Origin of the sequence: Reyranella sp., from assembly GCF_965279625.1 — a bacterium.
Taxonomy (GTDB): Bacteria; Pseudomonadota; Alphaproteobacteria; order Reyranellales; family Reyranellaceae; genus Reyranella.
The window spans coordinates 3993300-4017874 of the sequence record NZ_OZ257251.1 but is presented as its reverse complement, the minus strand read 5'-3'; the positions used below and the strand labels follow the sequence as shown (position 1 = coordinate 4017874).

Annotated in this window: 31 protein-coding genes and 1 pseudogene; 8 read left to right on the top strand and 24 right to left on the bottom strand. The window is 66.0% G+C overall.

All coding sequences use genetic code 11. The features are described 5' to 3' along the window. Nucleotides 1-27: 27 nt before the first annotated feature. Nucleotides 28-768 carry a sulfite exporter TauE/SafE family protein gene (locus ACQY78_RS19570; RefSeq protein WP_428677796.1) on the bottom strand — a complete coding sequence of 247 codons (741 nt, stop codon included), beginning with the start codon at nucleotides 766-768 and terminating at the stop codon, nucleotides 28-30. 89 nt (nucleotides 769-857) lie between these two features. On the opposite strand from ACQY78_RS19570, the gene ACQY78_RS19565 reads away from it, so the two are divergent. Next, nucleotides 858-1745, top strand: coding sequence for a LysR substrate-binding domain-containing protein (locus ACQY78_RS19565; protein WP_428677795.1), 888 nt, complete (start codon nucleotides 858-860; stop codon nucleotides 1743-1745). A gap of 8 nt (nucleotides 1746-1753) precedes the next feature. Here the strand turns inward: ACQY78_RS19565 and ACQY78_RS19560 are convergent, their stop codons facing one another. After that, nucleotides 1754-2389, bottom strand: a complete 636-nt coding sequence (locus tag ACQY78_RS19560) for an NrsF family protein (RefSeq protein WP_428677794.1) — start codon at nucleotides 2387-2389, stop codon at nucleotides 1754-1756. After that, the gene (locus ACQY78_RS19555; RefSeq protein WP_428677793.1) at nucleotides 2386-2934 is read right to left on the bottom strand and encodes a sigma-70 family RNA polymerase sigma factor; all 549 of its coding nucleotides are present in this window, start codon (nucleotides 2932-2934) and stop codon (nucleotides 2386-2388) included. Before ACQY78_RS19555 ends, ACQY78_RS19560 begins: the two co-directional genes overlap by 4 nt. A 154-nt stretch (nucleotides 2935-3088) precedes the next feature. On the opposite strand from ACQY78_RS19555, the gene ACQY78_RS19550 reads away from it, so the two are divergent. Genes ACQY78_RS19550 through ACQY78_RS19535 form a run of 4 tightly spaced genes read left to right on the top strand, consistent with a single transcriptional unit; the run spans nucleotide 3089 to nucleotide 5463 of the window. After that, nucleotides 3089-3379: a DUF2282 domain-containing protein gene (locus ACQY78_RS19550; RefSeq protein WP_428677792.1), complete on the top strand. Its 291-nt coding sequence runs from the start codon at nucleotides 3089-3091 to the stop codon at nucleotides 3377-3379. An 11-nt stretch (nucleotides 3380-3390) separates the two neighbouring features. Next, nucleotides 3391-4245, top strand: coding sequence for a DUF692 domain-containing protein (locus tag ACQY78_RS19545; RefSeq protein ID WP_428677791.1), 855 nt, complete (start codon nucleotides 3391-3393; stop codon nucleotides 4243-4245). Nucleotide 4246: 1 nt separating this feature from the next. Next, nucleotides 4247-5017: a DNA-binding domain-containing protein gene (locus tag ACQY78_RS19540; RefSeq protein ID WP_428677790.1), complete on the top strand. Its 771-nt coding sequence runs from the start codon at nucleotides 4247-4249 to the stop codon at nucleotides 5015-5017. Next, nucleotides 5014-5463: a DoxX family protein gene (locus ACQY78_RS19535; RefSeq protein ID WP_428677788.1), complete on the top strand. Its 450-nt coding sequence runs from the start codon at nucleotides 5014-5016 to the stop codon at nucleotides 5461-5463. Before ACQY78_RS19540 ends, ACQY78_RS19535 begins: the two co-directional genes overlap by 4 nt. On the opposite strand, the gene ACQY78_RS19530 is transcribed toward ACQY78_RS19535, so the two are convergent. The 18 genes and pseudogenes from ACQY78_RS19530 to ACQY78_RS19445 all read right to left on the bottom strand — a co-directional run bounded on the left by ACQY78_RS19530 (nucleotide 5441) and on the right by ACQY78_RS19445 (nucleotide 19641). Next, nucleotides 5441-5920, bottom strand: coding sequence for an Lrp/AsnC family transcriptional regulator (locus tag ACQY78_RS19530; RefSeq protein ID WP_428677787.1), 480 nt, complete (start codon nucleotides 5918-5920; stop codon nucleotides 5441-5443). The two genes, ACQY78_RS19535 and ACQY78_RS19530, sit on opposite strands and share 23 nt — an antisense overlap. A 47-nt stretch (nucleotides 5921-5967) precedes the next feature. Further along, complete coding sequence (locus tag ACQY78_RS19525) at nucleotides 5968-6246, bottom strand: hypothetical protein (RefSeq protein WP_428677786.1); 279 nt, start codon at nucleotides 6244-6246, stop codon at nucleotides 5968-5970. A 125-nt stretch (nucleotides 6247-6371) separates the two neighbouring features. Next, nucleotides 6372-7148, bottom strand: coding sequence for a sulfur oxidation c-type cytochrome SoxA (soxA, locus tag ACQY78_RS19520; RefSeq protein ID WP_428677784.1), 777 nt, complete (start codon nucleotides 7146-7148; stop codon nucleotides 6372-6374). After that, a complete protein-coding gene (gene soxZ / locus ACQY78_RS19515) occupies nucleotides 7145-7465 on the bottom strand; it encodes a thiosulfate oxidation carrier complex protein SoxZ (protein ID WP_428677782.1) in 321 nt (106 codons plus the stop codon). Before soxZ ends, soxA begins: the two co-directional genes overlap by 4 nt. Next, entirely contained in the window at nucleotides 7465-7920 is a 456-nt protein-coding gene (locus ACQY78_RS19510; RefSeq protein ID WP_428677780.1) for a SoxY-related AACIE arm protein, read from the bottom strand. Before ACQY78_RS19510 ends, soxZ begins: the two co-directional genes overlap by 1 nt. Then, nucleotides 7921-8355, bottom strand: a complete 435-nt coding sequence (gene soxX, locus ACQY78_RS19505) for a sulfur oxidation c-type cytochrome SoxX (RefSeq protein ID WP_428677778.1) — start codon at nucleotides 8353-8355, stop codon at nucleotides 7921-7923. Between the two features lie 4 nt (nucleotides 8356-8359). Next, nucleotides 8360-9616, bottom strand: a complete 1257-nt coding sequence (locus ACQY78_RS19500) for an FCSD flavin-binding domain-containing protein (RefSeq protein ID WP_428677777.1) — start codon at nucleotides 9614-9616, stop codon at nucleotides 8360-8362. A gap of 13 nt (nucleotides 9617-9629) precedes the next feature. Further along, nucleotides 9630-9923, bottom strand: coding sequence for a c-type cytochrome (locus tag ACQY78_RS19495; RefSeq protein WP_428677776.1), 294 nt, complete (start codon nucleotides 9921-9923; stop codon nucleotides 9630-9632). Next, nucleotides 9923-12094 (bottom strand): molybdopterin cofactor-binding domain-containing protein, encoded by a 2172-nt coding sequence (locus ACQY78_RS19490; protein WP_428677774.1) that lies wholly within the window; start codon nucleotides 12092-12094, stop codon nucleotides 9923-9925. The genes ACQY78_RS19495 and ACQY78_RS19490 overlap by 1 nt, the downstream gene beginning before the upstream one ends. Nucleotides 12095-12105: 11 nt before the next feature. Continuing rightward, nucleotides 12106-12555: a (2Fe-2S)-binding protein gene (locus tag ACQY78_RS19485; RefSeq protein ID WP_428677772.1), complete on the bottom strand. Its 450-nt coding sequence runs from the start codon at nucleotides 12553-12555 to the stop codon at nucleotides 12106-12108. Between the two features lie 97 nt (nucleotides 12556-12652). Then, nucleotides 12653-13141: a membrane dipeptidase gene (locus ACQY78_RS19480; RefSeq protein ID WP_428677771.1), complete on the bottom strand. Its 489-nt coding sequence runs from the start codon at nucleotides 13139-13141 to the stop codon at nucleotides 12653-12655. Nucleotides 13142-13244: 103 nt separating this feature from the next. Next, nucleotides 13245-13517 (bottom strand): annotated as a pseudogene (locus ACQY78_RS19475) (dipeptidase); the annotation flags it as partial. A 47-nt stretch (nucleotides 13518-13564) separates the two neighbouring features. Further along, the gene (locus tag ACQY78_RS19470) at nucleotides 13565-13984 is read right to left on the bottom strand and encodes a hypothetical protein (protein WP_428677770.1); all 420 of its coding nucleotides are present in this window, start codon (nucleotides 13982-13984) and stop codon (nucleotides 13565-13567) included. A gap of 8 nt (nucleotides 13985-13992) precedes the next feature. Then, on the bottom strand, nucleotides 13993-15051 hold the full coding sequence (locus ACQY78_RS19465) for a redoxin domain-containing protein (protein ID WP_428677769.1): 1059 nt from the start codon (nucleotides 15049-15051) through the stop codon (nucleotides 13993-13995). Nucleotides 15052-15070: 19 nt separating this feature from the next. After that, nucleotides 15071-16705 (bottom strand): thiamine pyrophosphate-requiring protein, encoded by a 1635-nt coding sequence (locus tag ACQY78_RS19460; protein ID WP_428677768.1) that lies wholly within the window; start codon nucleotides 16703-16705, stop codon nucleotides 15071-15073. A gap of 109 nt (nucleotides 16706-16814) precedes the next feature. After that, on the bottom strand, nucleotides 16815-17996 hold the full coding sequence (locus ACQY78_RS19455) for a vWA domain-containing protein (protein WP_425069349.1): 1182 nt from the start codon (nucleotides 17994-17996) through the stop codon (nucleotides 16815-16817). 22 nt (nucleotides 17997-18018) lie between these two features. Further along, nucleotides 18019-18867, bottom strand: coding sequence for an AAA family ATPase (locus tag ACQY78_RS19450; RefSeq protein ID WP_428677766.1), 849 nt, complete (start codon nucleotides 18865-18867; stop codon nucleotides 18019-18021). 78 nt (nucleotides 18868-18945) lie between these two features. Further along, on the bottom strand, nucleotides 18946-19641 hold the full coding sequence (locus ACQY78_RS19445) for a cytochrome b/b6 domain-containing protein (RefSeq protein ID WP_428677764.1): 696 nt from the start codon (nucleotides 19639-19641) through the stop codon (nucleotides 18946-18948). A 196-nt stretch (nucleotides 19642-19837) separates the two neighbouring features. Between ACQY78_RS19445 and ACQY78_RS19440 the strand changes: the two genes are divergently transcribed. Then, nucleotides 19838-20293 carry a c-type cytochrome gene (locus tag ACQY78_RS19440; RefSeq protein ID WP_428677763.1) on the top strand — a complete coding sequence of 152 codons (456 nt, stop codon included), beginning with the start codon at nucleotides 19838-19840 and terminating at the stop codon, nucleotides 20291-20293. Nucleotides 20294-20347: 54 nt separating this feature from the next. Here the strand turns inward: ACQY78_RS19440 and ACQY78_RS19435 are convergent, their stop codons facing one another. From ACQY78_RS19435 to ACQY78_RS19425, 3 genes are all read right to left on the bottom strand, one after another. After that, the gene (locus ACQY78_RS19435; RefSeq protein WP_428677761.1) at nucleotides 20348-21070 is read right to left on the bottom strand and encodes a TetR/AcrR family transcriptional regulator; all 723 of its coding nucleotides are present in this window, start codon (nucleotides 21068-21070) and stop codon (nucleotides 20348-20350) included. 443 nt (nucleotides 21071-21513) lie between these two features. Beyond that, nucleotides 21514-22383: an alpha/beta fold hydrolase gene (locus ACQY78_RS19430; protein ID WP_428677760.1), complete on the bottom strand. Its 870-nt coding sequence runs from the start codon at nucleotides 22381-22383 to the stop codon at nucleotides 21514-21516. After that, on the bottom strand, nucleotides 22380-22760 hold the full coding sequence (locus ACQY78_RS19425; protein ID WP_428677758.1) for a hypothetical protein: 381 nt from the start codon (nucleotides 22758-22760) through the stop codon (nucleotides 22380-22382). The genes ACQY78_RS19430 and ACQY78_RS19425 overlap by 4 nt, the downstream gene beginning before the upstream one ends. A gap of 106 nt (nucleotides 22761-22866) precedes the next feature. On the opposite strand from ACQY78_RS19425, the gene ACQY78_RS19420 reads away from it, so the two are divergent. Then, on the top strand, nucleotides 22867-23364 hold the full coding sequence (locus ACQY78_RS19420; protein ID WP_428677756.1) for a hypothetical protein: 498 nt from the start codon (nucleotides 22867-22869) through the stop codon (nucleotides 23362-23364). Then, a complete protein-coding gene (locus tag ACQY78_RS19415; RefSeq protein WP_428677755.1) occupies nucleotides 23361-24566 on the top strand; it encodes a tetratricopeptide repeat protein in 1206 nt (401 codons plus the stop codon). Before ACQY78_RS19420 ends, ACQY78_RS19415 begins: the two co-directional genes overlap by 4 nt. The last annotated feature ends 9 nt before the right edge of the window (nucleotides 24567-24575 follow it).

Sequence of the window (24575 nt, the reverse complement as noted above, 5' to 3'; positions counted from 1 at the left end):
CGGCCTCCTCGATCGTCCATCGGCGGCTCAGAGCAGCCCGCGCGCTGCGAGATAGGCGCCGAGCCCCAGAAGCCCGGCGAAGAACCACAAGCGGAAGCTCTGAGGTGACAACCGGGCGCGCACCGTCTGCCCCAACCTCATGCCCACAAGTGCCACGGCGACACCCGCGACCGATGGCCAGGCCAGCCCCAGACCGATGACGTTGCTACCCGCCAGGGTCACCGCGAGAGCCACGGTCGAGACGGTGAAGGACAGGCCCAGCGCCTGTACCAGTTCATCCTTTGTGAGACCCATGGCCTGAAGGTAGGGCACGGCCGGAACGACGAAGACACCGGTAGCCGCCGTGATCGCGCCCGTGCTGGCCCCGGCGACCGGTCCCAGCCACCTTTCCGCACCGGCCGGCACGACAAGCCGCAACGCGGCCAGACCCGACAGCGCATAGGCGATCAGCGCGATCCCGAGCGCCGGCGCACCATACGGGCCGCCGAGCCCCGACAGGAAGGCCGCCCCCGCCCACGTGCCGAGGCAGACCCCGAGGTTCAGCGGCCAGAGCCGTCGCAGCAGAGGCTTGAGATGCGGCCCGTCCACCATCTGCCAGACATTGGTGACCAGCGACGGCAGGATCAGCAACGCCGCCGCCTCGACCGGCGACAAGACGATCGCCAGCAGGCCCATCGAAATCGTGGGAAGCCCCAGGCCGATGACACCCTTGGTGAGGCCGGCCACTAAGAAGACGGCGAGGATGTAGGCGAAGATCGAGAACTCCATGGGCCACCCTCGCCACCCGCGACGAACTTCGCAATGCGGAGAATACGCGATATGCCTTCGGATTAAACGGAGGCTGATGGAGCAATGTCATGCGCTTCGATTTCACCGACCTGCGGCTGTTCGTTCAGGTGACTCAAACCGGCAGCATCACGCGCGGTGCCGAGCGCGCACACCTGGCCTTGGCGTCGGCAAGTGCGCGCATCCGCGGCATGGAGGAACTGCTCGGCGTCCCCCTGCTGAAGCGTGGACGCCGCGGTGTCGAGCCGACCGACGCAGGCCGCAGCCTGCTCGACCATGCCCGAATCGTGCTGCAGCAGATCGAGACGATGCGCGGCGACCTCGGCGCCTATTCGCGCGGCCTGAAGGGCAGCATCCGCATCCTCGCCAATACGTCGGCTCTCTCCGAGCATCTGCCGCCGCTGCTGGCGACCTTCCTCGCCGCCCATCCGACGATCGACATCGACCTCGAGGATCGCGAGAGTCCGGTGATCGGCGCCGCCATCGCCGCGGGCGATGCCGATATAGGCATCGGTTCGCAGGCCGCGCTGGTGCCAGGACTCGAGAGCCATCCCTTCCGGACCGATCGGCTGGTGCTGGCCGTACCGGCCGGGCATCGGCTGGCGGGCAAGCGACAGACCGGCTTTGTCGATCTCCTCGACCTCGACTTCGTCGGCCTGCCGCGCGGCACCGCGCTCGACGAGCATCTCGCCATGCAGGCCGCCCGCCTCGGCCGCGCCCTGCGGCTGCGTGTCCGGGTCAGCAGCCTCGATACAGTCTGCGCCATGGTGGCGGCGGGCGTTGGGATTGGAATCGTGCCGGAGGCGACCGCCTTGCGGCAGCGTCGCGCCCTGCCGCTCGCCACGCTGCGTCTTACAGAGGCCTGGTCGCTGCGCGAGCTCGCTCTGTATGTACGGGACGCACGGCGCCTGCCCAAGCCGGCGCGACGGCTCTTCGAGTCCCTGCGCAAGTCCGGGTGAGAGGCCTGCTACCAGCGCAGCAGGCGGCGCCCTAGGGCGGCCCCGAGCAAGACCACCGGGATCGCCGCCAGCGAATACCAGGTGAGCACGAACAGGGGCGAATCGTCGAAACAGTGGAAGGCATAGATGACCGCCGCGGTGGCGGCCGCGAGCGCGCCCGCAGCCGCGCCGGCAAGAGCGGGGGAGGCAGGTGCAGCCCGCCGTAGCGCCAGCAGCAGGGCCACCAGGGGCGCGAGTGCAAAGAGCGGGATGGCCGTCAGGCACACGAGCGCATTGCTGCCGACAAGGCGCGCCTTCCAGGCGTTGGCGGGCAGCACGGCGAGTTCGGTCCCGAGCGCCACCGCCGCGACGAGCAGGACCGGCAGCACGGCCCACCGCCATCGCGCGGTGGCGACCGGCCGCGCCAGCGCAAGGCAGGCGCTGCAAGCAGCCATCAGGGCCGCCAGCACCAGCACGAGCTTGAAGTCGAAGCGCCAGGTCGCGAAGGCAGCTGCCAGGTCGACGCGCGTTCCGAACTCGATCGCGAAGATCACGAGCGACACCAGCGCGCCCGCCACGACGGCCCGGCCCACGGCGCGTCCAAGCGGCCTCGTCGAACCGGCGCGGTCGGCGACCAGGGATGTCACGAGCTGCTCGGTCTTCATGTCCTGTCCTTGCGATAGGCATTGGCCAGGGCGCGAAGGGCACGATGCAGCGTGACCCGGACGGCGCCTTCGCTCATGCCCATCCGTACACCCACGTCCCGCGCGCTCTGCCCCTCGATGGAAATTCCTTCCACGATCCGCCGCTGGCGCTCGGGCAGGCTGGACAGCATCTGTCGTGCATCGAGGGCGCTTCCCTCCTCTGCCGCCGCAAGCGCGGCGAGCGTTTCGGAATGGTCGTCGATATCGACATGATCGGTAAAGCCGCGGCGGCGTAGATGATCGACCAGCTTGTGGCGCGCGATCGCACGCAGCCAGGGCTGCAGCGGCTGGCTCTCGTCCCACGTGTCGCGCTTCAGATGCATGGCCAGCAAAGTCTCCTGGACGATGTCCTCGCAATCGGCATTCGGCCGGCCGGCTGCCGCCAGGCCGCGCGACGCCACGGCGCGCAACCAGGAAGCGACGAGGAGCAGCAGGCGCCGATAGGCCTCGTCATCCCCTTTCCGGGCCGCCCGCATGAGTGCGGAGAGATCTTCCGGATCGGACAACGGGCCCACTCTTCACGCATTCGTGTTGGATGACCGAAACATTACAGGCGCTTTGGACAAAAAAGAAAGCGGCACGCCTGTAACGCGGACGCGGCTACGCCCGAATGATCTCTTGCGAGCCGAGATTGGCTCGAGAGCCCTGGAGGATTTGTCCATGATCAATCGTACCACCACTGCCGCCCTTGCCGCCGCCGTCGCTGCCGCGGCCCTGATGTCGTCCGGCGCCAACGCCCAGACCGCCAACACCGACAAGGAAAAGTGCTACGGCATTTCGATGGCGGGCAAGAATGACTGCGCCGCCACCGGCAACAATTCCTGTGCCGGCCAGTCCAAGGCCGATTACGACGCCAAGGCCTGGAAGTACGTCGCCAAGGGCTCTTGCGCGACCATGGACGTCACCCTGAAGGACGGCATGAAGCGCAAGGGCACCCTGACCCCCATGTAAAGAGCCTCGTCGTGACGGCGGACTGCCTCCTTCGTGCCGGTGCCGGGCTGAAGCCCGAACACCAGCGGCACATCCTCGAAGCCCGGCCCGATATCGGCTGGTTCGAGGTGCATGCCGAAAATCACATGGGGGCCGGCGGTCCGCCGCATCACTTCCTGGAGCGCGTACGCGCGCTCTATCCCGTGTCGGTGCATGGCGTGGGCCTGTCGATCGGATCGGCCGGCGGCATGGCCTCCGGCCATCTCGCCCGCCTGAAGTCGGTGGTCGACCGCTATCAGCCTTTCATCGTGTCGGAACATCTCGCCTGGTCGACGCATGACGGGATCTTCCTGAACGATCTGCTGCCCCTGCCCTATACGGAGGCCACGCTGTCGCTGGTGACGCGCCATGTCGACGAGGCCCAGACGTTGCTCGGGCGACGCATCCTCATCGAGAATCCGTCGACCTATCTCCGCTTCGACGAGGATGAAATGCCGGAGACGGATTTCCTGCGGGCACTCGCACGACGCAGCGGCTGCGGTCTGCTGCTCGACGTCAACAACGTCGTCGTCTCCGCCGCCAATCACGGCTTCGATCCGCGGTCCTATCTCGCCACGTTTCCGGTCGAACATGTCGGTGAGATCCATCTTGCCGGTTATGCCGTGCTGGGGGATCCCGAGGAACCCCTGCTGGTCGATACGCACGACCGCCCCGTCCCGCCTGAAGTCTGGGACCTCTATCACCGGCTGATCACACGGCTCGGCCCCCTGCCGACGCTCATCGAGTGGGATTCCAGCGTGCCGGCCTGGCCGATCCTCGCAGCGGAAGTGGCGCGCGCGGAGGCGCTGCTGCGCGCAGCCGACGAAGTTCGTGTCCGGGCGGCCTGACATGCTCCCGCTTCCCCGCACGCAGCAGACCTTCGCCCACGCGCTGCTGCACTCCGAGCTGCAAGTGCCCTCGGCGGTGGCTGAGAGGGCCGGGCCGACGCGCGAACGGCGCTTCGCCGTCCATCGCAACAACGTGAAGGCGAGCCTGGTCGCAACACTGGCCGCGAAGTTCCCCGTCATCCAGAGATTAGTCGGCGAGGATTTCTTCGAAGCAACCGCTCTTGTCTTCGTCGAACGCCATCCACCGCGCTCGCCCGTCCTCGCGGACTACGGCGCCGACCTCCCCGATTTCCTCGGGACATTCGAGCCCGCCGCCGATCTGCCCTATCTCCTCGACGTGGCGCGTCTCGAATGGGCGCGACACGAAGCCTTCCATGCCGCCGATGCGGCGGCGTCATCCATCGCCAGTCTCGCCGCGCTTGCGGCAGACGACCTCGGGTCGGTGCGGCTGATCCTGCATCCAGCGGCTCTAGTCGTTGCCTCGCCCTGGCCGATCGTCTCGATCTGGACGACCAACACGCTCGACGCCGAGGTCCGGCGGATCGGCCCGGACGCTCCCGGTGAGATCGCGCTGATCACCCGGCCGGACCAGGAAGTCTTCCTCCATCTGTTGCCGCAGGGCGCCGACCGCTTGGTCACGGCTCTCGCGGAGGGCACCCCGCTAGGCGAGGCCACCGCCAGGGTGCCGGACGGCTTCGACCTGTCGACCGCGCTCGCTTTGCTCTTCAGCGCCGGCGCCATTGCCGGCCTTTACGGAGACCCATCCGCATGACCGCGCTGCTCCATCGCCTCGACTCGCTTCTGGCGCAGATCCCGCACGAGGTGCTGGCCCTCCTCGCACGCCTTTCCGTCGGCACGATCTTCCTGCGCTCGGGTCTGCTGAAGCTCGACGGGTGGGCCGGCGGTACGACCCTCGCGCTGTTTCGCGAGGAGTACATGTTGCCGCTCCTGTCGCCCGAGCTGGCGTCCTACCTCGCGACGGGGGCGGAGCTCAGTCTGCCGATCCTGTTGTTTCTCGGCCTGTTCACGCGGCCCGCCGCGCTCGCGCTGCTGGGCATGACCCTGGTGATCGAGATCTTCGTCTATCCCAACGCCTTCGACACGCACGGCGTCTGGGCTGTGGCACTGCTCTATCTCGCCAAGTTCGGGCCGGGCCGTCTCGCGCTCGACCGCCTCCTGTTCACGTCGGCAGCGCCTAGCGCTTACGGACGGGCTTGAGATCGGAAGCGATCGGATAGGCCGTGGTCGACTTCACGCGCTCCATCGAGAAGCGCGAGGTGACGTTCTTGAGCGGCATGGTGTCGATCAGCTTCTTGTAGAACAGATCATAGGCCTGCATGTCGGGAACCGCGACGCGCAGCATGTAGTCGATGTCGCCGGCCATGCGATGGAACTCCATCACCTCGGGCATGGCCGTGACTGTGCTGGCGAACTTGGAGAGCCAGGCCGAGGAATGGTCGCCGGTCTCGATCGACACGAAGACGGTCAGCCCCATGCCGATCGACTCGGGCGAGATCAGTGCCACCCGCTTCAGGATGACGCCGGACTTCTCCAGCCGCTGGATGCGCTTCCAGCAGGGGCTCTGCGAGAGACCCACACGATGCGCGATCTGCGCCAGCGAAAGGCTCGCATCCTCCTGGAGGAGCGCCACGATCTTCTTGTCGATGGCATCCATGATTCGAATATCCATATGCGGCGGGCCGCCCCACTCAATTCGGTAGTCTAGACCGGAAGAGACTCCAGGCGCACCGGCGCGCCCAACCGCTCGGAGAGCACGATGGCGAGCGCCTCGGCGTCGCCATCCACATCCACCCGTCCGGCATAGTTCACGAGCCGGGGCGGCGCCCCGTCGAACCAGGACAGGCGCCACGCGCCGGCCTCGCACATCAGCGTACCCACGACGCGCCCCTGCGCGGAAATCGTCCAGAGAGCGGGCTCTTCGTAGGCCGCCTGGAACAGGCGCGCCGCCCGGGCGACGAGGGTGCTGGCAAAACTGAGCATGCCGGAACTGTACGGGCGCCTTCGCTACTGCAGCAATGAAACGGTCGGTCGAATCGGACGGCCGCGACGGCAGGAATAACTCCGGCACCCGTCCGCGGGAGAATATTCTCCCGATAGGGCCTCGCTCAGGGCCGGACGGCCGGTGTCTCCAGTTTCAGCCCCTTCGCCCGCTCCATCAGGTAGAACTCCAGGGCGGTATATTCCGGAGCATCGAGCGGCCACGCCTCGGCGCGGATACCGACGAGGCAGTTGCGCAACCGCCGCTTGAGAGAGCCCAGCGCCTGCCACTCCAACCGATAGATGGGATAGCCCGTGGGATGCGCCTCCGGAATGGCGATGCCCGCAAGCTTCTTGCCGGCATTGTCGTCATGGCAGATCGCGCAGGACAGATTGAGCTGGCCCTGACGGCGGCGATAGATCTCCGCTCCTTGTGCGCGAAAGGCTTCGAGGCGCGGGTCGTCGGGCGGCGCGATGGGCAGACCGCGCGACTGGTGCGCGACATAGGCGGTGAGCGCCAGGAGGTCACGGTTCTCGGCCGGCAGAGGCTCGGCCTTTTGATGTTCGGTGCGGCAGAGATTGATTCGGCCTTCGAGATCGACCGGACGGTCGCCGCCTTGCGGGATGGCAGGATAGCGCACAGCCACGCCCTTCATGCTGGCGGCAGCGACGCCATGGCAGTCGGCGCAGGATTTTTCCGCGACGCCCGCTCGCCTGGCCCAGAGTTGGCCGCCGAGTTGAACGAACAGCATGCCGGGATTGGAGGTGTCGTCGTCCTGCATCGTCTGCAGGGCCTCGCCCATGTCCTGGTAGCCGGAACGCCGCTTGTCGCCCCCCGCCTGGGCCGCCGCATAGGACGCGGCGAATATCAGGCCAAGGCCAATGACGAGCAGTCGCCTGGTCATTCGACGGCGATGTCGACCCGATGCTCGGCGGCAAAGTCCTCGTCGCCTGTCCAGCGCAGGACCACCGTGCCGCTCTCGTTCGCCTTGGCGAAGAAGGAGACGAAGGGATTGGCGGCGATCGCGGGCGACATGTCCATCGTGAAGATCTCGCTGCCGTTCCAGGTGGCAGTGAAGCGCTCGATGATGTTGCGCGGAATGATGCGGCCGTTGGGACCGGGCCGGAACCCGGTCTCCATCGGATGCAGGATCAGGGCCTTGATCTCGATGACGTCGCCGCGCTTGGCGGTCTTCGGGGCGTTCACCAGGATGTTCGACATCAGGTCGCCTCCTCGAGGCAGGCGGCGAGAGTCACGATCACGTCGGCACCGGCACTCCAGAATTTGCCGTCGCTGGTCTCGGCGATAGCGATGATCCGCTGGCTGTCGCCGAGTTTGATGCGGGTTCCGACGATGGCCTTGCCGTTGTGCGGCCCGAGGCGCGCGGAGAAGACATTGGGCTGCGGGTTCTTCTCGTTGAAGACATGGATCGCCTTGACGTGGTCGGCAGCGGTCATCGGACTGTCGACCGACACGGTGAGCGGCACGGTGCTGCCGTTCTCGACCAGCGGCGGCACGTCGAGCTTCACGCGGCCTTGCGTTGGCGTCGCCGCGCCGACGACCTTCTTGATCGCTTCGGCCATGGCTTCAGGCGTCGCCGCCGCGGGGGCGAGTGGCACGATGACGATGGCAGCAGTGGTGGCGACTGTGCCGGCCAGGAAACGACGTCGGTCCATTCAATCCTTCAACGTGACGAGGTAGGCCACGACGTCCTCGACCTGCGCGGCCGTGAGGATCGTCTTGCCGTCGAAGCTGCGAGCGACCCGGTGCAGGCCCTCGGTGCGATAGTAGGCCGGCATGATCGTGTCGGCATTGAGACGCGACCCGTCGACGATGCGCAGACGCAATTGTCCCTCCGACCAGCGCGAGCCGGCGCCGGCGAGACTCGGCGCCAGGTCCCCCTGAAAGCGCTCCTCGGCGATCGGGCCGGAATGGCAGAGCAGGCACAGGCCCACGCTGCGGTTGGCGACGATCGCGCGCCCGCGCGCGGCATCGCCCGGCTGGCCGGTGAGCGAGCGGGGAATCGAATCGTCGACGATCTGGGGCGTGACCTGCTGGGCCGCCACGGGACCGGCAACGAGCACGAGGACGAGGACGAGCACGGCCCGCATCGCATCACCCGAACGTCTCGGCGGTGATGGTGCGGAACCAGCTCGATGCGTAGAGCGCTTCCTGTCCGCGCAGGCCGCCCACGGCCACGAGCGGGCTGGTGCCGCCGGCACCGGGAATGTCGGTGAGCTGGCCCTTGTCGGGACGATAGACGCCGGCGATCGAGATGCCGTAGTCGGCCGCGACCAGGCTGTAGCAGGTGTTGATCACGACCGGATCCTGCGGCTTGTCACCGGCCAGTAGCTTCACCAGGGCGGCGGCACAGACCTTGGCCTGGGCATTGGCGGCGAAGGCCGATTTGGGCATGCTGCCCATGATCGCCGCGTCGCCCAGCACATGGATGTTGGGCCGCAAGGTCGATTCGAAGGCGACCGGTTCGACCGGGCACCAGCCGGTACGATCGGCGACGCCGGCCTGCGCGGCGATGGCGCCGGCCTTCTGCTGCGGGATCACGTTGGCAACCGATGCCTTGTGGGCACCGAACTCGGTCGTGAGGGTGAGCGTCGCGGGATCGACCGAGGTCACCTTGCCGCCCTGGCTGAGCGGCACCCATTCGATCATGCCCTGATAGAGTTCGGCCCAGCCGTTCTGGAACAGGCGCTGCTTGGAGAAGGCATCCTTCGAGTCGAGCAGCAACAGCTTCGACTTCGGCTTCCAGATATTGAGCCAGTAGGCGATCAGGCTGGCGCGTTCATAGGGACCGGGCGGACAGCGGAAGGGATTGGCGGGCGCCGACATCACGACCAGCCCGCCATCGTCCATCCCCTGCAACTGCCGGCGCAGCAGCACGGTCTGCGCCCCCGCCTTCCAGGCATGCGGCATCTTCTCGGCAGCGGCCTCGTCGTAGCCGGGGATGGCGCCCCAGTTGAAATCGATACCGGGGGACATGACCAGGCGGTCGTAGGAAAGCTTGTTGCCGTCGGCTAGCGTGACGGTCTTCGACTCGGCATCGACCGAAGTCGCGCTGGTCTCGGCGACGGTGACGCCGGCGCCCTTGATGCCGTCGTAGCGGAACTGCTGCTGGTCCATCTCGCGCAGGTTGGCGAGCACGGAGTTGCTGAACGGACAGGACGTGTAGACGGGATTGGGCTCGACCAGGGTGACGTCGAGCGCTGGCTGCAGCCCCTTCAGCGTGCGCGCCGCCGTGGCGCCACCGAAGCCGCCGCCGATCACGACGACGTTGGCCTTGCCCTGCGCGGACACGACGGAAGGTGCGAGCCCCGCCGCGGCGGTGAGCTTCAGGAAATGACGGCGCGTCGCCATGCCTGCTGTGTCCCTACTCCGGTTGCACCGCGAACCAGGCCGCGATGGCCTCGGTCTGCTGGTCGTCGAAACCCTTGGCGATGCGGCCCATCACGCTCGACGGCCAAGCGCCGCTGCGATACTCGCGCATGAAGGTGACGATGTCCTGGGCCTTGCGGCCCGCGATGTGCGGAATCACCGAATCCGCGACCGTCTTGGGCGCGTGGCAGCCGGTGCAGGAGCTGGCGCCCGGCGGCGCGTCGGCCGCCGTTGCCGGACCGGCCAGCAGGATCATGCTGACCAGGCCCGGCAGCAGCGTTCGATGCATCAGGCGCCCTTCTTCAGGTCGTTGTTCGCCAGCGGTAGGTTGCGCACCCTCTTGCCCGTCGCCTTGGCGATCGCGTTCAGCACGGCAGGCGCCGCGACCGCGATGGTCGGCTCGCCGACGCCGCCCCAGAAATCGTGGGTCGGCACCAGGACCGTCTCGACGTCGGGCATCTCGTCGATGCGCATCACGTTATAGCTGTCGAAGTTAGTCTGCTCGACCGCGCCGTCCTTCACCGTGATCTCGCCGTACAGGGCAGCCGACAGGCCGTAAACGAACGAGCCTGCGACCTGGCGGTCGATCTGCGCCGGATTGACTACGTGACCGGGATTGGTGGCCGCCGTGATCTTGTGGATCTTGAGCTGCCCATCGGGGCTCACCGAGACCTCGGCGACGCCGGCGACGTAGCTACCGTAGCCCATGACCTGCGAGATGCCGTGGTAGCGGCCCTCCGGCAGCGGCTTGCCATAGCCCGCCTTGTCGCAGGCGGCCTTGAGCACCGCCGCCCATTTCGGCTTCAGGTACTTCAGGCGATAGGCGAGCGGATCCTGGCCCGCCGCCGCCGCCAGCTCGTCCATGAAGCATTCCATGTAGACGGCGTTCTGGTTCACGTTCACGCCCCGCCAGAAGCCCGCCGGGATGTGCGGGTTGCGCATGGCATGATCGATCATGAGGTTGGGGATGTCGTAGCCATAGGCCGCCTCGACACCGCTCTGCATGAGCCCCTGGAAGGTAGCTGGATCCATGCCGTTCACGAGGTTCTGCGGCAGCAGCGAGGCCAGGATCGACTGGCCGGAGATGCGCACGTGCAGGCCGACCAGGTTGCCCTGGGCGTCGAGCCCGGCCGTCATCTTGGCCATCGTCGTGGGATGGTACTGGCAGTGCGTCATGTCCTCTTCGCGCGACCAGATGAGCTTGATCGGCGTGCCGGGCATCTCCTTGGCCGCGAGCACGGCCTGACGCACATAATCCGAGCGACCGCGCCGGCCGAAGCCGCCGCCCAGCATGAGCTTGTAGACCTCGCATTTGGCGATCGGCAGGCCGGCCGCTTCCGACGCCGCGGCCAGAGCCGCCTCGCCGTTCTGCGTGCCGCACCAGACCTCGCACTTCTCCGGTGTGAAGCGCGCCGTGGCGTTCATCGGCTCCATGGTGACATGGTGCTGGTAGGGGAAGCTGTAGACGGCCTCGACCTTCTTGGCGGCGCCCTCGATCGCCTTCTGCGCGTCGCCCGCCTTGTTGCCGACGAAGGCTTCCTTGGCGTCGAGGCCCTCCTTCAGCGTGGCCTTGATGGTCTCGGTCGAGACCTTGCCTAGATCACCGACGTTCCAGTTCGTCGTGACGGCGTCGAGCGCCGTCTTGGCCTGCCAGTAGGTGTCGGCCACGACCACGACGGCGTCCCCGTCGATGGCGAAGATCTTCTTCACGCCCGGCATCTTCTCGGCCTTGCTGGCGTCGAAGTCCTTGAGCTTGCCGCCGATCACCGGGCAGGCGCGCACGGTCGCGTTGAGCATCCCCGGCATCGCGTAATCCATGCCGTAGAGCTGCTTGCCCGTGACCTTCTCGACCGTGTCGAGCCGCTTCAGCGGCTTGCCCGCGATCTTCCAATCCTTCGGGTCCTTGAGCTTCACGTCCTTGGGCGGCTCGAGTTCGGCCGCCGCGGCAGCGACGGCTCCGTAGGTCAGAGTCTTGCCCGACGCCTTGTGTGTGATGGTGCTGTTCGCCGCGCTGCAGTCCGCGGCCGGCACGTTCCACTGCTTGGCCGCCGCCGCGATCAGCATCTCGCGCGCGATGGCGCCGCCTTCGCGGACATATTGCTGGCTTTCGCGGATGCCGCGGCTGCCGCCGGTCGAGAAGTTCTTCCAAACTCGGTTGCGCTTCAGGTTCTCGCCGGGCGTCGGATATTCCCAGGTGACCTTGTTCCAGTCGCAGTCCAGCTCCTCGGCCACGAGTTGGCAGAGGCCGGTGAGCGTGCCCTGCCCCATCTCGGAACGGGCGATGCGGATCACGACCTTGTCGTCTGGGTGGATGACCACCCAGGCATTCAGCTCCCTGACGGTCTGGGCGTGCGCCACGTTTTCGTCGAAGGGCAGATGGAAGCCGAGCGAGAAGCCGCCGGCAACGGCGGCGCCGCTGACCAGGAAGCCGCGACGGCCGAGAGAGGTCTGGATCGTCATGATGCGTCCCCTTAGGCCTTCGCCGCGGCATGGATGGCCGCGCGAACCTGCTGGTAGGTGCCGCAGCGGCAGATGTTGGTCATCGCCTCGTCGATGTCGGCATCGGTCGGATTGGGCTTGGCGGCGAGCAGCGCCGTCGCAGCCATCACCATGCCGCTCTGGCAGTAGCCACACTGGGGCACGTCGAGCTCGACCCAGGCCTTCTGGATCTTGTTCAGCACACCGTTCTCGGCGACCGCTTCGATGGTGACGACCTTCTGCGTTCCCACGGCATTCACGGGGATGCTGCAGGAACGCACCGGTGCACCGTCGATATGGACCGTGCAGGAGCCGCATTGCGCGATGCCGCAGCCATACTTGGTGCCGGTGAGGCCCAGTTGTTCGCGCAGCACCCAGAGGAGTGGAGTATCCGGATCGGCAGTGTAGTCGACCGACTTGCCGTTGACGTTGAGGACAGCCATCCCAGTCTCCCGTTGTTCAGGAACTATTGAAATAGCGTAGCCCAGCGAGGGCTCGACCGCTTGGCAGACGTGCTGCATTCACGGAGGTGTGATGCTGTCAGCCGACGCAGACCTCGAATACCCGCCGGTAATTACCGCCCAGGAGTTTTGCCGTTTCTTCTGCGTTGAATCGTGTACGCAGAGCGGCCGCCAATTGTGGCAGATCGGTGTAACTCGGCATTGCACTCCCGCCCACGAGCCCCATCTGGTCGGTGCCGAGGCCGACGTGATCGATGCCGACGACATCGACCATCCGCGCGAAGCCGTCGGTCGCGTAGACAACGATATTGGGAAAATAGTCGGCGACCGGCCAGATACCGACAACGCCGCCCGTTGCGGCGACCGCCTTCGCATGATCCGGCAGGATGCGGCGCGTCCAGGCGGCAGGCCGGGTGATGAGCGAGGTGTGCGAGAGAACAAGCGGTTTCGTCGTGACGGCCGCGGCCTTCTTGACGCCCTCGAAAGTGGCGTGCGCCACGTCGACAATGATGCCCAGCGCGCTGCAACGACGGATCACCTCGGCGCCGAACGGCGTCAAACCCGTCATGCACGCTGGGCTCGGTCTGGATGTCGCCCAGCTCGTTGGGCCGGTAGTGCGTGAGCTGAAGGTGGCGCAACGCCCAGCGCTGGTACGCCTCGTCGAGGCGCTCGATCTCGCCCTCGAGGAAGTCGGCGCCTTCCGACGCCACGATGAGGGAAGGCTTGCCGGAGCGGGCAGCCCGCAACTCCGCCGCGGTCCTGACGATCGGCATCCCCTGCTCACGCGCCAGCGCGTGCAGGGCCGGGAACGAGTGCTGGCTGAACGCATAGAGTTCGCCGGGCCTGGGCTCGCGGGCTGGCCGCAGACGCCCATTGGTGAGCTGGATGATTGGTGAATCGGAAACGACCGCCAGCGAGATCGCCGAAAGGCCGCCCTGGCGCATCGGATCCGCGACGGCAGAGAAGCCACCGCGGCCGTAGCTCATTCGCGTCAGGTTGCCGGCGTGACTGTGAATATCGACCGCCAGACCGTCCGCTGCCTGCGCCACCGCCGGGACCGGAAGACAGAAGAGCGGGCTCGCAGCATCAACGTCCGACGCTTGACCATTCGCGCGACCTCGGCCTCGCGCACCTGATAGCGCCAGCCGTCCGTGTAGGCCGACACGCACCAGACGCCGCTGACACGCAGCGCCCCAGTCGGGGTCTTCAGCGGCCGCTCGGCAAAGACCTCGACGACCGCCGACGGATTGTTGGGCGCGCAGCCTACGCAGCAACCGGGCTCTGCCATGAGCAGGAATGCCTCGGCGGCGCCCCTCGGCTGCGACGGGAGGGCAAAGCCCACGATCTCGACGCGCTTGCCATCGGCCTTGTCAGCCCGCGCTGTCCCGAGGTCGCGCCACGAGAGACGCATCGGCTCCTCTACAGTTTGGCCGGCGGATAATAGGGGCGATCGCCGAGCGCCTGCACCCGCTTCCAGAACTCCGGGCCCGATGCCTTGCCGACCTCGTCGAGATCGGCCGCCTGGCGCCACAGGCTCCACGAGTTGGGATGCAGGCGGCTCGCTTCAGCCATCTGCCGGTCGCCTTCGGCGGCGCGGCCGTTGGCGCGCAGCCAGACCCCGAGGCGGAAACGCGCCCGCGCCTCGGCGATTTCGGGCGTGACCTTCGGCAGGCTTGCACGCGCCACTTCGGCCGGCAGCGCATGCGCGCCGGTCGTGACCCAGGCACGCACCGCGTCGAGATAGGCTTGCCGCACGGCCAGGCGCTCGGCCTGGTCCTCCGGGGTCATCGTGCGCGTCGCGAGATCCATGCGCCGGAAATGGTCGGTCGAGCCCGCGGTTTCGGGCGGGCGGGCGATCCGGCCCTGCTCGTCGATCCAGATCGCCTGCGGCACGTTCACGAGATTATAGAGGTCCTCGAGGCGATGATCGGTGTCGATCAGCTGCCAGTAGGACGACTTCGCCTGTTCGATCCATGGACGGGCATGCTCGGCGCCACGGCTCTCCTGCGCCACGGCCACGACCATGAACCCCTTGTCCTTCAGTTCTTCGTAGAGGGCCTGCCACACGGGCAAGTCAAAGCGGCAGCCTCACCAACTCGCCCAGGTGGCGAGGAAGACCTTGCGGCCGCGAAGCTGCGACAGCGAACGCGGCACGCCGTCGACATCCGGCAGGGTGAAGCTGGGTGCCTCGAGCCCCTCGAGCGCGGCGTTGCGCTCTTCGGCCGGTGCACCCAATGCCCAGACGTCGCGCGTTTCGCTTCCGACGACGGGGCCACCCAGCTTCTTCCAGAAGGCTTCGAGGTCGACTTCGTTGGGCGCGAGCGCAGACGCCGGCAACGGCACGCACAGATCGGCCTGGCACATGCCTTCGGGCTTCAACGTCCAGCCGGTGACACGCTCGGCATCGACGGGACTCACCCAGAGCCCGTCATGCGCGCCGACGTCGTACTCGCCCGTGGGCGTGAGGATCTTCGTCATCGCGGCCTCCCGTTCCAAATCACTTAGGTGTCGAGATCGTCACTTCCTTCGAGGTGATGAACTCCAGCAGCACGGGCACGCCCTTTTGGGTCTGCTCGATGCCGCGCTTGATCGCCGGGATGATGTCCTCCGGCCTCGTCACGCGCTCGCCATAACCGCCGAAGGCCCGCGCCATGGCGGCATAGTCGCCCGAGATGTCGGTCGAGCGATACTTCTCGGTCGACACCTTCATGATGTGCAGTTCGATCGCCATCGAGAAGTTGTTGAGCAGGATCGACATGATCGGAATGCGCTCGCGCACCGCGGTCTCGAAGTCCATGCCGGTGAAGCCGATGGCGGCATCGCCCCAGACGTTGATGCACAGCTTGTCGGGGCAGGCGAGCTTGGCGCCCATGGCGAGGCCGAGCCCGTAGCCCAGCTGCGTGGTCTTGCCCCAGCCGATATAGGTGTGCGGCGCGGTGGTCTTCCAAAACGGCGAGAGCTGGTCGCGCGGGCTGCCGGCATCGTGGGTGATGATCGTGTTGGCCTTGTCGACCGTGTGCTGCAGGTCCCAGAGGACGCGGTAGGGATTGAGCGGCGCCTCGTTGTTGGTGAGCTTGGGCATCCACTCGTCGAGCCACGCGTCGGCGATCGGCTTGATCTCCGCCACGACAGGCGCGGCATCGCGCTTCTTGCCCCCGACCAGCTTGCTGCACTCGTCGATCATGGCGCGGAGTGCGAGCTTGGCATCGCCGATCAGGCCGTACTGGCAGCGCACGTCCTTGTTCAGATGGTTGGGATCGAGCGTGGTGTGGATCACCGTCTTGCCCTTCGGCATCGAGATGCCGAAGTTGGTCTCGGTGAAGGAGCAGCCGATGCCGAACAGCACGTCGCACTTGTCGAGGAAGTGGCGGACCTGCCTCGGATAGGCGCGTCCGCCCGAGCCCAGCGACAGCGGATGGGTCTCGTCGAAGCTGCTCTTGCCCTGCAGCGAGGTACAGACGGGAATCGCCAGCAGTTCGGCCAGCTCCTTCAGCTCGTCATAGGCCTCGGCCCAGTGCACGCCGTGACCGGCATAGATGACGGGACGCTTGGCCTCGACCAGCACCTTCGCGGCTTCCGTCACGGCGGCCGGATCGGGACCGTAGCGCGTCGGCTTGATCGGCTCGTAGGTCAGCGGATCGGGCGCGTCCTCGCCATTGGCTTCGGCCGGGAACTCGATAATGACCGGCGAGCCGCGGCCGTTGCGCAGCAGGCTGAAGGCCCGGCGCATGACGTTCTCGATGTCGGCGCCCGAAGTGATCGGCTCGGCATGTTTGGCGACATGCGCCATGGTGATGGTCGAGTTGAAATTCGGCGGCACGTGCGCGATGCGGCGCGGATAGCCCGCCGGGATGACCAGCAGCGGCACCGATTCGCCGTAGGCCTGGGCCACGCCGCCATAGGCGTTCTCCGAGCCCGGACCGCTCTGCATGCAGAACACGCCCATCTTGCGGCCCTTGGTCATGCGCGACATGGCGTCGGCCATGTGAAGGCCGATACGCTCCTGGCGCACGATGATCGGACGGATGTCGATCGCGGCGCAGTGCTCGATCAGATGGTTGACGGGATAGGCGAAGAGATACTCGACCCCTTCGCGCTTCAGGATTTCCGCGACTGCCGGGCCGGTCTTCATCTTCGTTTCTCCCTACGGTGGAGCCTTACAGTGGCTCTCCCCTCCGCCCTTCGGGCACCTCCCCCGTCAGACGGGGGAGGCAGGGAGGGGGTGGGCCTCAGACGAGGTCCTACTTGTTCAATTCCTTCATCGCGCTGTCGAGACCGCCCAGGGTAAGCGGGAACATGCGATTGCTCGTCAGCTGCTGCAGCAGCTGGATCGACGGTGTGTAACTCCAGTGCCGCTCCGGCACGGGATTGAGCCACGCCATGCTGCGATAGGTGTCGGCCACGCGCTGGATCCAGACCTGGCCCGCTTCCTCGTTCCAATGCTCCACCGAGCCGCCGGGATAGGCGATCTCGTAGGGGCTCATCGAGGCGTCACCCACGAACAGTACCTTGTAGTCCGGCGGATAGGTATGGAGCATCTGCGCCGTCGAGAAGGTGTCGACGTGACGGCGGCGATTGTCCTTCCACAGCTTCTCGTAGAGGCAGTTGTGGAAGTAGAAGAACTCGAGGTGCTTGAATTCCGAGCGGGCCGCCGAGAACAGCTCCTCGCAGACCCGGATATGCGCGTCCATCGAGCCGCCGATGTCGAACAGGATCAGCAGCTTCACCTTGTTGCGCCGCTCCGGGACCATCTTGATGTCGAGATAGCCGGCATTGCGCGCCGTCGAGCGGATCGTGTCGGGCATGTCGAGCTCGACCTCGGCACCCTCGCGTGCGAACTTGCGCAGGCGGCGCAGCGCGATCTTGATGTTGCGCGTGCCGATCTCGACCGTGTCGTCGAGGTTCTTGTACTCGCGCTTGTCCCACACCTTGACGGCGCGGCCCTCGCGGCCCTTGTCCTGGCCGATGCGCACGCCCTCGGGATTGAAGCCGTAGGCCCCGAACGGCGAGGTGCCGGCCGTGCCGATCCACTTGTTGCCGCCCTGGTGCCGCTTCTGCTGCTCCTCGAGACGCTTCTTAAGCGTCTCCATGAGCTTCTCCCAGCCGCCCATCGACTCGATCTGCTTCTTCTCCTCTTCGGTGAGAAGCTTCTCGGCCAGCTTGCGCAGCCATTCCTCGGGGATCTCGGCGGCGACGCCCTCGGGAGGCAGCGCCTCAAGCCCCTTGAAGACAGTGCCGAACACGCGGTCGAACTTATCGAGGTTGCGCTCGTCCTTCACCAGCGCGGCGCGCGACAGATAGTAGAAATCGTCGACGCTGTAGTCGGCGACCCCCTTGTCCATCGCGTCCATCAGGGAAAGATATTCCTTGATGGAGACCGGCAGCTTGGCGTTGCGCAGCTCGAGGAAGAAGTTGATGAACATCGCGTTCTCCTCTCAGCGGTAATTACTGGCGCTGCTCCCGCCGCGCCATGAAGGCCAGACGCTCGAACAGGTGCACGTCCTGCTCGTTCTTCAGCAGTGCGCCGTGCAGCGGCGGAATGAGCTGCTTGGAGTCCTTGGAGCGCAGCGACTCCGGCGACATGTCCTCGACCATCAGCAGCTTCAGCCAGTCGAGCAGTTCGGAGGTCGACGGCTTCTTCTTCAGACCCGGCACTTCGCGGATGTCGTAGAACACGTTCAGCGCCTCGCGCAGCAGGTTGCGCTGCAGGTCGGGGTAGTGCACGTCGACGATCTGCGTCATCGTCTCGCGATCGGGGAAGCGGATGTAGTGGAAGAAGCAGCGGCGCAGGAAGGCGTCCGGCAGTTCCTTCTCGTTGTTCGAGGTGATCATCACGATCGGGCGCTCGGTCGCCTTGATGGTCTGCTGCGTCTCGTAGACGTAGAATTCCATGCGATCGAGTTCCTGCAGCAGATCGTTGGGGAACTCGATGTCGGCCTTGTCGATCTCGTCGATCAGCAAGATTGGGCGGACCGGGGCGGTGAAGCCCTCCCACAGCTTGCCCTTCTTGATGTAGTTGCCGATGTCCTTCACGCGCTCGTCGCCGAGCTGGCTGTCGCGCAGGCGCGAGACCGCGTCATACTCGTAGAGGCCCTGCTGAGCCTTGGTGGTCGACTTGATGTGCCACTCGATGATCGGGGCGTTCAGCGCCTTGGCCACTTCATGCGCCAGGACGGTCTTGCCGGTGCCGGGCTCGCCCTTGATGAGCAGCGGACGCTGCAGCGCGATCGCCGCGTTCACCGCCACGCGCAGGTCGTCGCTGGCAACGTAGGAGTCGGTACCGGTAAATTTCATGGTGCAAAATCCAAATTTCACTGTGGTTAAAGCCACCCTAGAGGGGCGGTTTCAGGCCAGCAAGGCCGCGCGAACAGGTCAGCCGCCCGCGCGGACGATGAAATAGACCAAAGCGGCACAGGCGAGCAGGACAGACATCGCAAGGCGGCTCGACGCGAAGGCAAGCCGCGGTGCGGGTGCGCCCGGTTCGACCGCCTGATCGATCCGCTTTCGCCCGGTGATCATGGGGCCGACCAGATTGTGCCGCTTCCAGACGAGGTAGAGCGCGACGGCGAAGACATGGATCGCCACCAGAACGAGCAGCACGTTGATCCACCACGCATGAAAATCGGTCGCCCGCTCGACCCACTTGTCGGCGACCTTGAGCGCGAGAGGTCCGTTCACCATGCCGGTGTCGGTGTCGGCGCTGAACAGACCGGCCACGACCTGGGCCAGTACGGCGAAGATCAGCACGAGCACCATGGCGCCGCCCACCGGATTGTGCCCGGCATCGCACGGGCCCTCCTTGCGGAACAGATGTGCAATATGCGCGAACGCAGCCCGGGGGCCCTTGAGGAAACTGGAGAAGCGCGCGGTGGTGCTGCCGACGAAGCCCCAGGCGAGGCGGAAGAGCAGTAAGGTCAGGATGGCATAGCCCGACCAGAAATGGAGTTGCATCCAATCCCCGCCGGCTCGCCCGCTGAAATACGAGGTCGCCATCAGGGCGACCAGCAACCAGTGGAACAGCCGGACGGGCACGTCCCAGACGAGGATCTTGTCGTTCTTGCCGGCCATCGGTCGTCATCTCCTTGCGAGGGGACAGAATAGTCGAGTCATTGGGGCTGTAGGCAAGGACCAGACCGCGACCACTACACGCAGTCGTGATGGGTCTTGTTTCAGCGGACCGTTCGCTTCCGCGCCGGGCTCTGCAACAAATGCTTCCTTGGCGAGGTATAAACAGCCAGCCAAATCAGCCAAAGGGGATGGGTCTATGAGGAAGAGTTTGGTTCTTGCGGTGGTCGGCGCGCTCGCCGCCGGCGCAATGGTGGGCGGCGCGACGATCGCGATGGCCCAGGGCGACGTGATCGCCCAGCGCAAGGACAATCGCAAGCAGACGGCAGCCGCGATGCGCGCCATCAAGGCGATCGTCGATGCCAAGGGGCCGACCGCTGGCGCCGTTGAGCAGGCCGCGAAGCTGAAGACGCTCGAGGCGTCTTTTGTGAAGATGTTCCCGGCCGGCTCTGACAAGGGCGAAACCCGAGCCCTGCCAGCGATCTGGACTGACTGGGCCGGCTTCGAAGCGGCCAGCAAGGCTGCCGACGCGGCCTATGACAAGCTTGCGACGGCGGCCGGCTCGGGCAATGCCGAGGCGCTGGCGACGGCATTCGCCGACACCGGCAAGACCTGCGGCGCCTGCCACCAGAAGTTCCAGGCGAAGGCCAACTAAATCCATAAGAGAGACATGAGGGCGACGGTCTTTCCGTCGCCCTTTCGTTTGGCCTCAGGCCGCCGCCGTCGATGCTCGAACCGGACCAGCAAGGGCCTGCTGCACGATCGCCTCGGCCGCGAAACGCCACGTCCTCGATGCACGCATGGGCGACAGGCGCTGGCGCTCGCGCATGTTCATCCAATTCTCGAAGCCAAAGGCCCGGTCGAGCGAATCGAGCCCGAGACTGCGCGCCTGCGGATCGAGAGCTTCGAGTTCGGCGGCAAACCAAACGGCGATCCGCTGGCGCAGGACCTCGCGCAGACGCGCCATGGCAGCTCCGATCGCCGGCGACACGCGGCGCACACGCTCGGCGAAGCTCCACAACGGAAGCCACTCCTCGAAGAGTTGCGCACGGTCGGAGACCAGCAGCGTGATGCGGCTGGCCAGCGGTGCCGCAGGATCCACCGGCCGATCGGCACTGAACGCACGGCCGACGGCGAGATCGAAGGCAGCCGCATAAAGGTCGCTCAGGTCGGGGAAGTGCTGGGAGAGCGTGCGGCTCGAAAGGCCGGCGATGGTCGCGATCGCCCCGGCTGTCGGCTCGGCATCGCCTGCATGGAAGAGATCCAGGGTCGCCTGGATGAGAGATCGTCGAACGCGCAGCCCCCGGATGATGCGTTCGTCCTGCACGTTCGACACATCAATGGCGAATCCGACAATTTTCATTGGAACCGATGGAGGTTTTTTACGCGGGTTTCTGACTCTACCAGTCGACATTTTCAGAGTAACTTGCAAAAATGCATATCTTGCCGACTACTATACCTGTATTTACTGCATTATCCCATTCTGTGATAAGCGTTTTTGGTCATCTACAGTTGCAGTGACAAGGCAATATCGACACGCTTCAGCAAGCGCATCCGGCAGAGCGTCCAGTTGCCACGCAGCATTATCCAGAAATACGAAAGGCCGATCGCTTGGGGACGATCGGCCTTCCTATGAGCCCGCCTGGGTGTGGGTTGATCGAAGCCCTTGGGTGTGTGGGAACGGCTTCGAAAAGCGGCTTGGGGGGCCGCCGGCGGGCTTTGTCTATGGCGATACTCTACCTCAGTCCGTAAGCGACGGCACTTGCAAGAATGCATATCTGCCGCCGGGCGATCCCGCGATTGTCCAGCAATTGGAGCATCTGCTGCCGATGAGTTAGTCGGGAATGGCAACTCATGCGGCGTGCATGTATCGCCTCACGACACACGCCCCGACGGATCATCTGCGATGGCGGCGAGGACGGGCCGCAGATGCTCGAGAAAGCGATCTGGATCCTCGCTCATCGGAAAATGACCGAGACCAGGCATGATCGTACAGGTGGCGCCCGGCACCATCGCAGAAACTTCCTCAGTCTCCGCGGGCGAGCATGAGTAATCGTACTCCCCCGTCAGCAGGTACAGCGGACAGCGCCGGGTATCGATCGCCGCGATGCGTTCGCGAAGATCGCCATCGACCTTGTAGAAATGGAGATCGCCTTTGAAGACACCGGGGCCTCCTTGCATGTAGTGCCACAGGGTCTCCCAGCGATGGGCGCTCGGCGCATCTGGACCGACGAGGCCAGAAACGATGCCGGCGCACACTTCGCCCCCATGGACGTCCGAATGATGCAGCCACTCGGTGTCGTAATAGGGCGCGACATGCGCCGAAGCCTGCAGGCCGATCAAGGCCCGAAAGCGCTCGGCATGAGTCGCCGCCAGATTGAGCACGACGCGGCCGCCGATCGAACAGCCCATCACCACCGGCCGCTCCAGCGAGAGCGCCTCGCCGAAGGCCACGATGAAGGCGGTGTAGAAATCCCGCGTCAGCCGGTATTCCGTGCGTTCGAAGCCGGCAGGAGGCGAGGATTTGCCATGCCAGGGCATGTCGAAGGCGATGACTCGAAAGCGCCTGGTGATCTCCGGGTCGTTCAGCACGCCGCGATATTGCCTTCCATCGGCGCCTGCCGTGTGCAGGCAGATCAGTGGAATTCCGTCGCCTGCCTCCTCGAAATAGAGGCGATAGCGTTCCCCTTCGAACTCAAGCGACAGGTAGCGGCCGACGATCGGCTCGAGACGGGCGGCGGTCATCGCGTCGCTCCGTTCGTCACCTGCGCCGCACGGAGCGTTTCGAGCACGCCCTTGATGTAGAGCAGGTTCGCCATCAGCGGCTGCAGGTCGCCTTCGAATTTCATGAGCCCGCGGCGGACCAAGGCGAGCAGATCGTGATCGCCCGGTGCCGGCCGCGGCCGCCAGAAGCGCTGCCAGCTCACCTCGTCGGCGCGAAGGGCGAAGCGCCAGGACGGCATGACGAGGGGGCCCGTTTCAACCTTGTCGATCCGTCCCCTCAGAACATGGACCAGCCACACGCGCGGACGGGCTTCCACCAGGAAAGCCCCCGTGAAATGCTGGCCGCGCCTCACGAGGGCCGTGTCGCCGTTCACGAGATCAGCAAGTTGTTCGAGCATCCCCTCCCCCTCCCTCTCCAGGCCGCGTTTCGTGTTTCGGCCTCAATTCCATGCTAGACGATTCTCCATTCCGCCAGTATCGGCCGCGCCTTCCGGGAGCTTTTCCGTGCACTTCGTTCGTTCCGTTCGCGCCCTCCTCCCCCTCACCGGGGCCGCCCTGTTGCTCACCGCTGCCGTCCAGCCGGCCGCTGCCGGCATGGAGGAAGGGGTCAAGGCCCTCCAGGCAGGCGACACCGTTACGGCGGAGAAGGAGCTACAGCTTCTCGCGAAGGAGCGCGATCCGCGTGCCCAATTCGTGCTTGGGCTCTATGTCTACGGCAATGCCGAATCCAAGTTGTTCGACATCAACAAGGCGACCCCCCTCCTGCTCGACGCATCGGAGCGCGGCTACCTCCCGGCAATGATCCCGCTGGCGGGCGCCTATGCCGAAGGCAAGGGCGTGCCGAAGAGCCTCTTCGAAGCTTACAAGTGGTGCGCGATCGCCGACCACTGGAACGTTCCCAACGCCAATCTGGCGCTTGAACAGGCCGCGCGCGAACTGCCGCCCGGCGAGATCGAGAAGGCCAAGGCGGCTGCGGCCGCTTTCACTTTCAAGACGAAATGATCGCGGCGCGAGCGGTGCTCGCCGCGGCCTTATTGGTCGCAAGCGCCGTCGCGCACGCCCAGCAGCCATCCGACGCCTCGGACGTAGCCCCGTCGCTTCGTCCCGCGGTAACGGCCTATCGCCAGGGCGATACCGCCACCGCCGAGCGGACCCTGCGCTCCCTGGGCGCTCCGACCGCCGATTCCGATGCCTGGCTTGGCGCCGTTCTGCTCGACCGAGGCAACAAGGCCGAGGGTCTGAGGCTGATCCAGCGGGCCGCCGATGCGGGTTCCGCCGAAGGCCAGCACCGTCTGGCGCTGGTGTTCATCAATGGTGACGCCGGCGTCGCCCGTAATCCGGCTCAGGCGATCCAGCTCTTCGAGAAAGCGGCGGCACAGGGCCACCGCCGTGCGCAGCTCAACCTCGGCACGCTCTATTTCCGCGGCCAAGGGGTGCCGCGCGACCTCATTCAGGCTCGGGCCTGGCTGGAGCAGGCGGCCCTCGACGGCGACGTATACGCCACCTACGCGCTGGGGCGCGCCATGTCCGAAAGCGCGGGACAGGCATCGGCCGATTCGACCCGGGCCGCAGACCTCTTCCGCAGGGCCGCCGAGAAGGGCCACACGCTGGCAGCCCTCCGTTATGGGCTGGCGCTTGCCGAAGGGTCGGGCGTCAAGCAGGACCCTGCCGCCGCACAGCGCTGGCTGATCCAGGCGCAGCAGAACGGCGTGCCCGAAGCTGCGCTCGCCTTGGGTGACATGGCGGTCCGCACGCCGGCGACGCGTGACAAGGCGGCCAACGAAAAGATCCTGAAATCGGCGATCAGCTGGTACGAGGCCGCGGCGGGAGCCGGTGTGCCTTCGGGCCAGTTCAAGCTCGCCAATGCCTACCTCGCAGGTTCCGGCGTCGCTCGCGATCCCGTGCAGGCCCAACTCTGGTATTCACGCGCCGCCCAACAGGGATTGGCGGAGGCGCAACAGGCGCTGGGCGTCATGCTGCTGACCGGCACCGCCGGCACGATCGACCCGGTCGAGGCCTTCAAATGGCTGTACCTGGCCGAACGCGGCGGCCATCCGGAAGCCCGCGCCGTTCGCGAGAAGGTGGGCGACAAGGTGCCGGATCGCGACCGCAAGCGCGGCGAGGCGCTGGCCCAGGCCTTCAAGCCGACCTCGGAACTGCCGCGCGACGAGACCCTGCCGCGCCTCGTGCCGGTTCGCCGCTGAGCGCCGTCG

Excerpts from the sequence above, each read along its gene's own strand:
- ACQY78_RS19430 (WP_428677760.1), bottom strand. The coding sequence starts at position 22,383 with ATGACCGCCGCCCGTCTCGAGCCGATCGTCGGCCGCTACCTGTCGCTT.
- ACQY78_RS19440 (WP_428677763.1), top strand. The coding sequence starts at position 19,838 with ATGAGGAAGAGTTTGGTTCTTGCGGTGGTCGGCGCGCTCGCCGCCGGC.
- ACQY78_RS19470 (WP_428677770.1), bottom strand. The coding sequence starts at position 13,984 with ATGCGTCTCTCGTGGCGCGACCTCGGGACAGCGCGGGCTGACAAGGCC.
- ACQY78_RS19500 (WP_428677777.1), bottom strand. The coding sequence starts at position 9,616 with ATGGCGACGCGCCGTCATTTCCTGAAGCTCACCGCCGCGGCGGGGCTC.
- ACQY78_RS19570 (WP_428677796.1), bottom strand. The coding sequence starts at position 768 with ATGGAGTTCTCGATCTTCGCCTACATCCTCGCCGTCTTCTTAGTGGCC.
- ACQY78_RS19490 (WP_428677774.1), bottom strand. The coding sequence starts at position 12,094 with ATGACGATCCAGACCTCTCTCGGCCGTCGCGGCTTCCTGGTCAGCGGC.
- ACQY78_RS19535 (WP_428677788.1), top strand. The coding sequence starts at position 5,014 with ATGACCGCGCTGCTCCATCGCCTCGACTCGCTTCTGGCGCAGATCCCG.
- soxX (WP_428677778.1), bottom strand. The coding sequence starts at position 8,355 with ATGCGGGCCGTGCTCGTCCTCGTCCTCGTGCTCGTTGCCGGTCCCGTG.
- soxZ (WP_428677782.1), bottom strand. The coding sequence starts at position 7,465 with ATGTCGAACATCCTGGTGAACGCCCCGAAGACCGCCAAGCGCGGCGAC.
- ACQY78_RS19530 (WP_428677787.1), bottom strand. The coding sequence starts at position 5,920 with ATGGATGCCATCGACAAGAAGATCGTGGCGCTCCTCCAGGAGGATGCG.
- ACQY78_RS19455 (WP_425069349.1), bottom strand. The coding sequence starts at position 17,996 with ATGTTCATCAACTTCTTCCTCGAGCTGCGCAACGCCAAGCTGCCGGTC.
- ACQY78_RS19415 (WP_428677755.1), top strand. The coding sequence starts at position 23,361 with ATGATCGCGGCGCGAGCGGTGCTCGCCGCGGCCTTATTGGTCGCAAGC.
- ACQY78_RS19450 (WP_428677766.1), bottom strand. The coding sequence starts at position 18,867 with ATGAAATTTACCGGTACCGACTCCTACGTTGCCAGCGACGACCTGCGC.
- ACQY78_RS19560 (WP_428677794.1), bottom strand. The coding sequence starts at position 2,389 with ATGAAGACCGAGCAGCTCGTGACATCCCTGGTCGCCGACCGCGCCGGT.
- soxA (WP_428677784.1), bottom strand. The coding sequence starts at position 7,148 with ATGACCAGGCGACTGCTCGTCATTGGCCTTGGCCTGATATTCGCCGCG.
- ACQY78_RS19510 (WP_428677780.1), bottom strand. The coding sequence starts at position 7,920 with ATGGACCGACGTCGTTTCCTGGCCGGCACAGTCGCCACCACTGCTGCC.
- ACQY78_RS19565 (WP_428677795.1), top strand. The coding sequence starts at position 858 with ATGCGCTTCGATTTCACCGACCTGCGGCTGTTCGTTCAGGTGACTCAA.
- ACQY78_RS19550 (WP_428677792.1), top strand. The coding sequence starts at position 3,089 with ATGATCAATCGTACCACCACTGCCGCCCTTGCCGCCGCCGTCGCTGCC.
- ACQY78_RS19485 (WP_428677772.1), bottom strand. The coding sequence starts at position 12,555 with ATGGCTGTCCTCAACGTCAACGGCAAGTCGGTCGACTACACTGCCGAT.
- ACQY78_RS19445 (WP_428677764.1), bottom strand. The coding sequence starts at position 19,641 with ATGGCCGGCAAGAACGACAAGATCCTCGTCTGGGACGTGCCCGTCCGG.
- ACQY78_RS19495 (WP_428677776.1), bottom strand. The coding sequence starts at position 9,923 with ATGCATCGAACGCTGCTGCCGGGCCTGGTCAGCATGATCCTGCTGGCC.
- ACQY78_RS19525 (WP_428677786.1), bottom strand. The coding sequence starts at position 6,246 with ATGCTCAGTTTTGCCAGCACCCTCGTCGCCCGGGCGGCGCGCCTGTTC.
- ACQY78_RS19460 (WP_428677768.1), bottom strand. The coding sequence starts at position 16,705 with ATGAAGACCGGCCCGGCAGTCGCGGAAATCCTGAAGCGCGAAGGGGTC.
- ACQY78_RS19540 (WP_428677790.1), top strand. The coding sequence starts at position 4,247 with ATGCTCCCGCTTCCCCGCACGCAGCAGACCTTCGCCCACGCGCTGCTG.
- ACQY78_RS19425 (WP_428677758.1), bottom strand. The coding sequence starts at position 22,760 with ATGCTCGAACAACTTGCTGATCTCGTGAACGGCGACACGGCCCTCGTG.
- ACQY78_RS19480 (WP_428677771.1), bottom strand. The coding sequence starts at position 13,141 with ATGACGGGTTTGACGCCGTTCGGCGCCGAGGTGATCCGTCGTTGCAGC.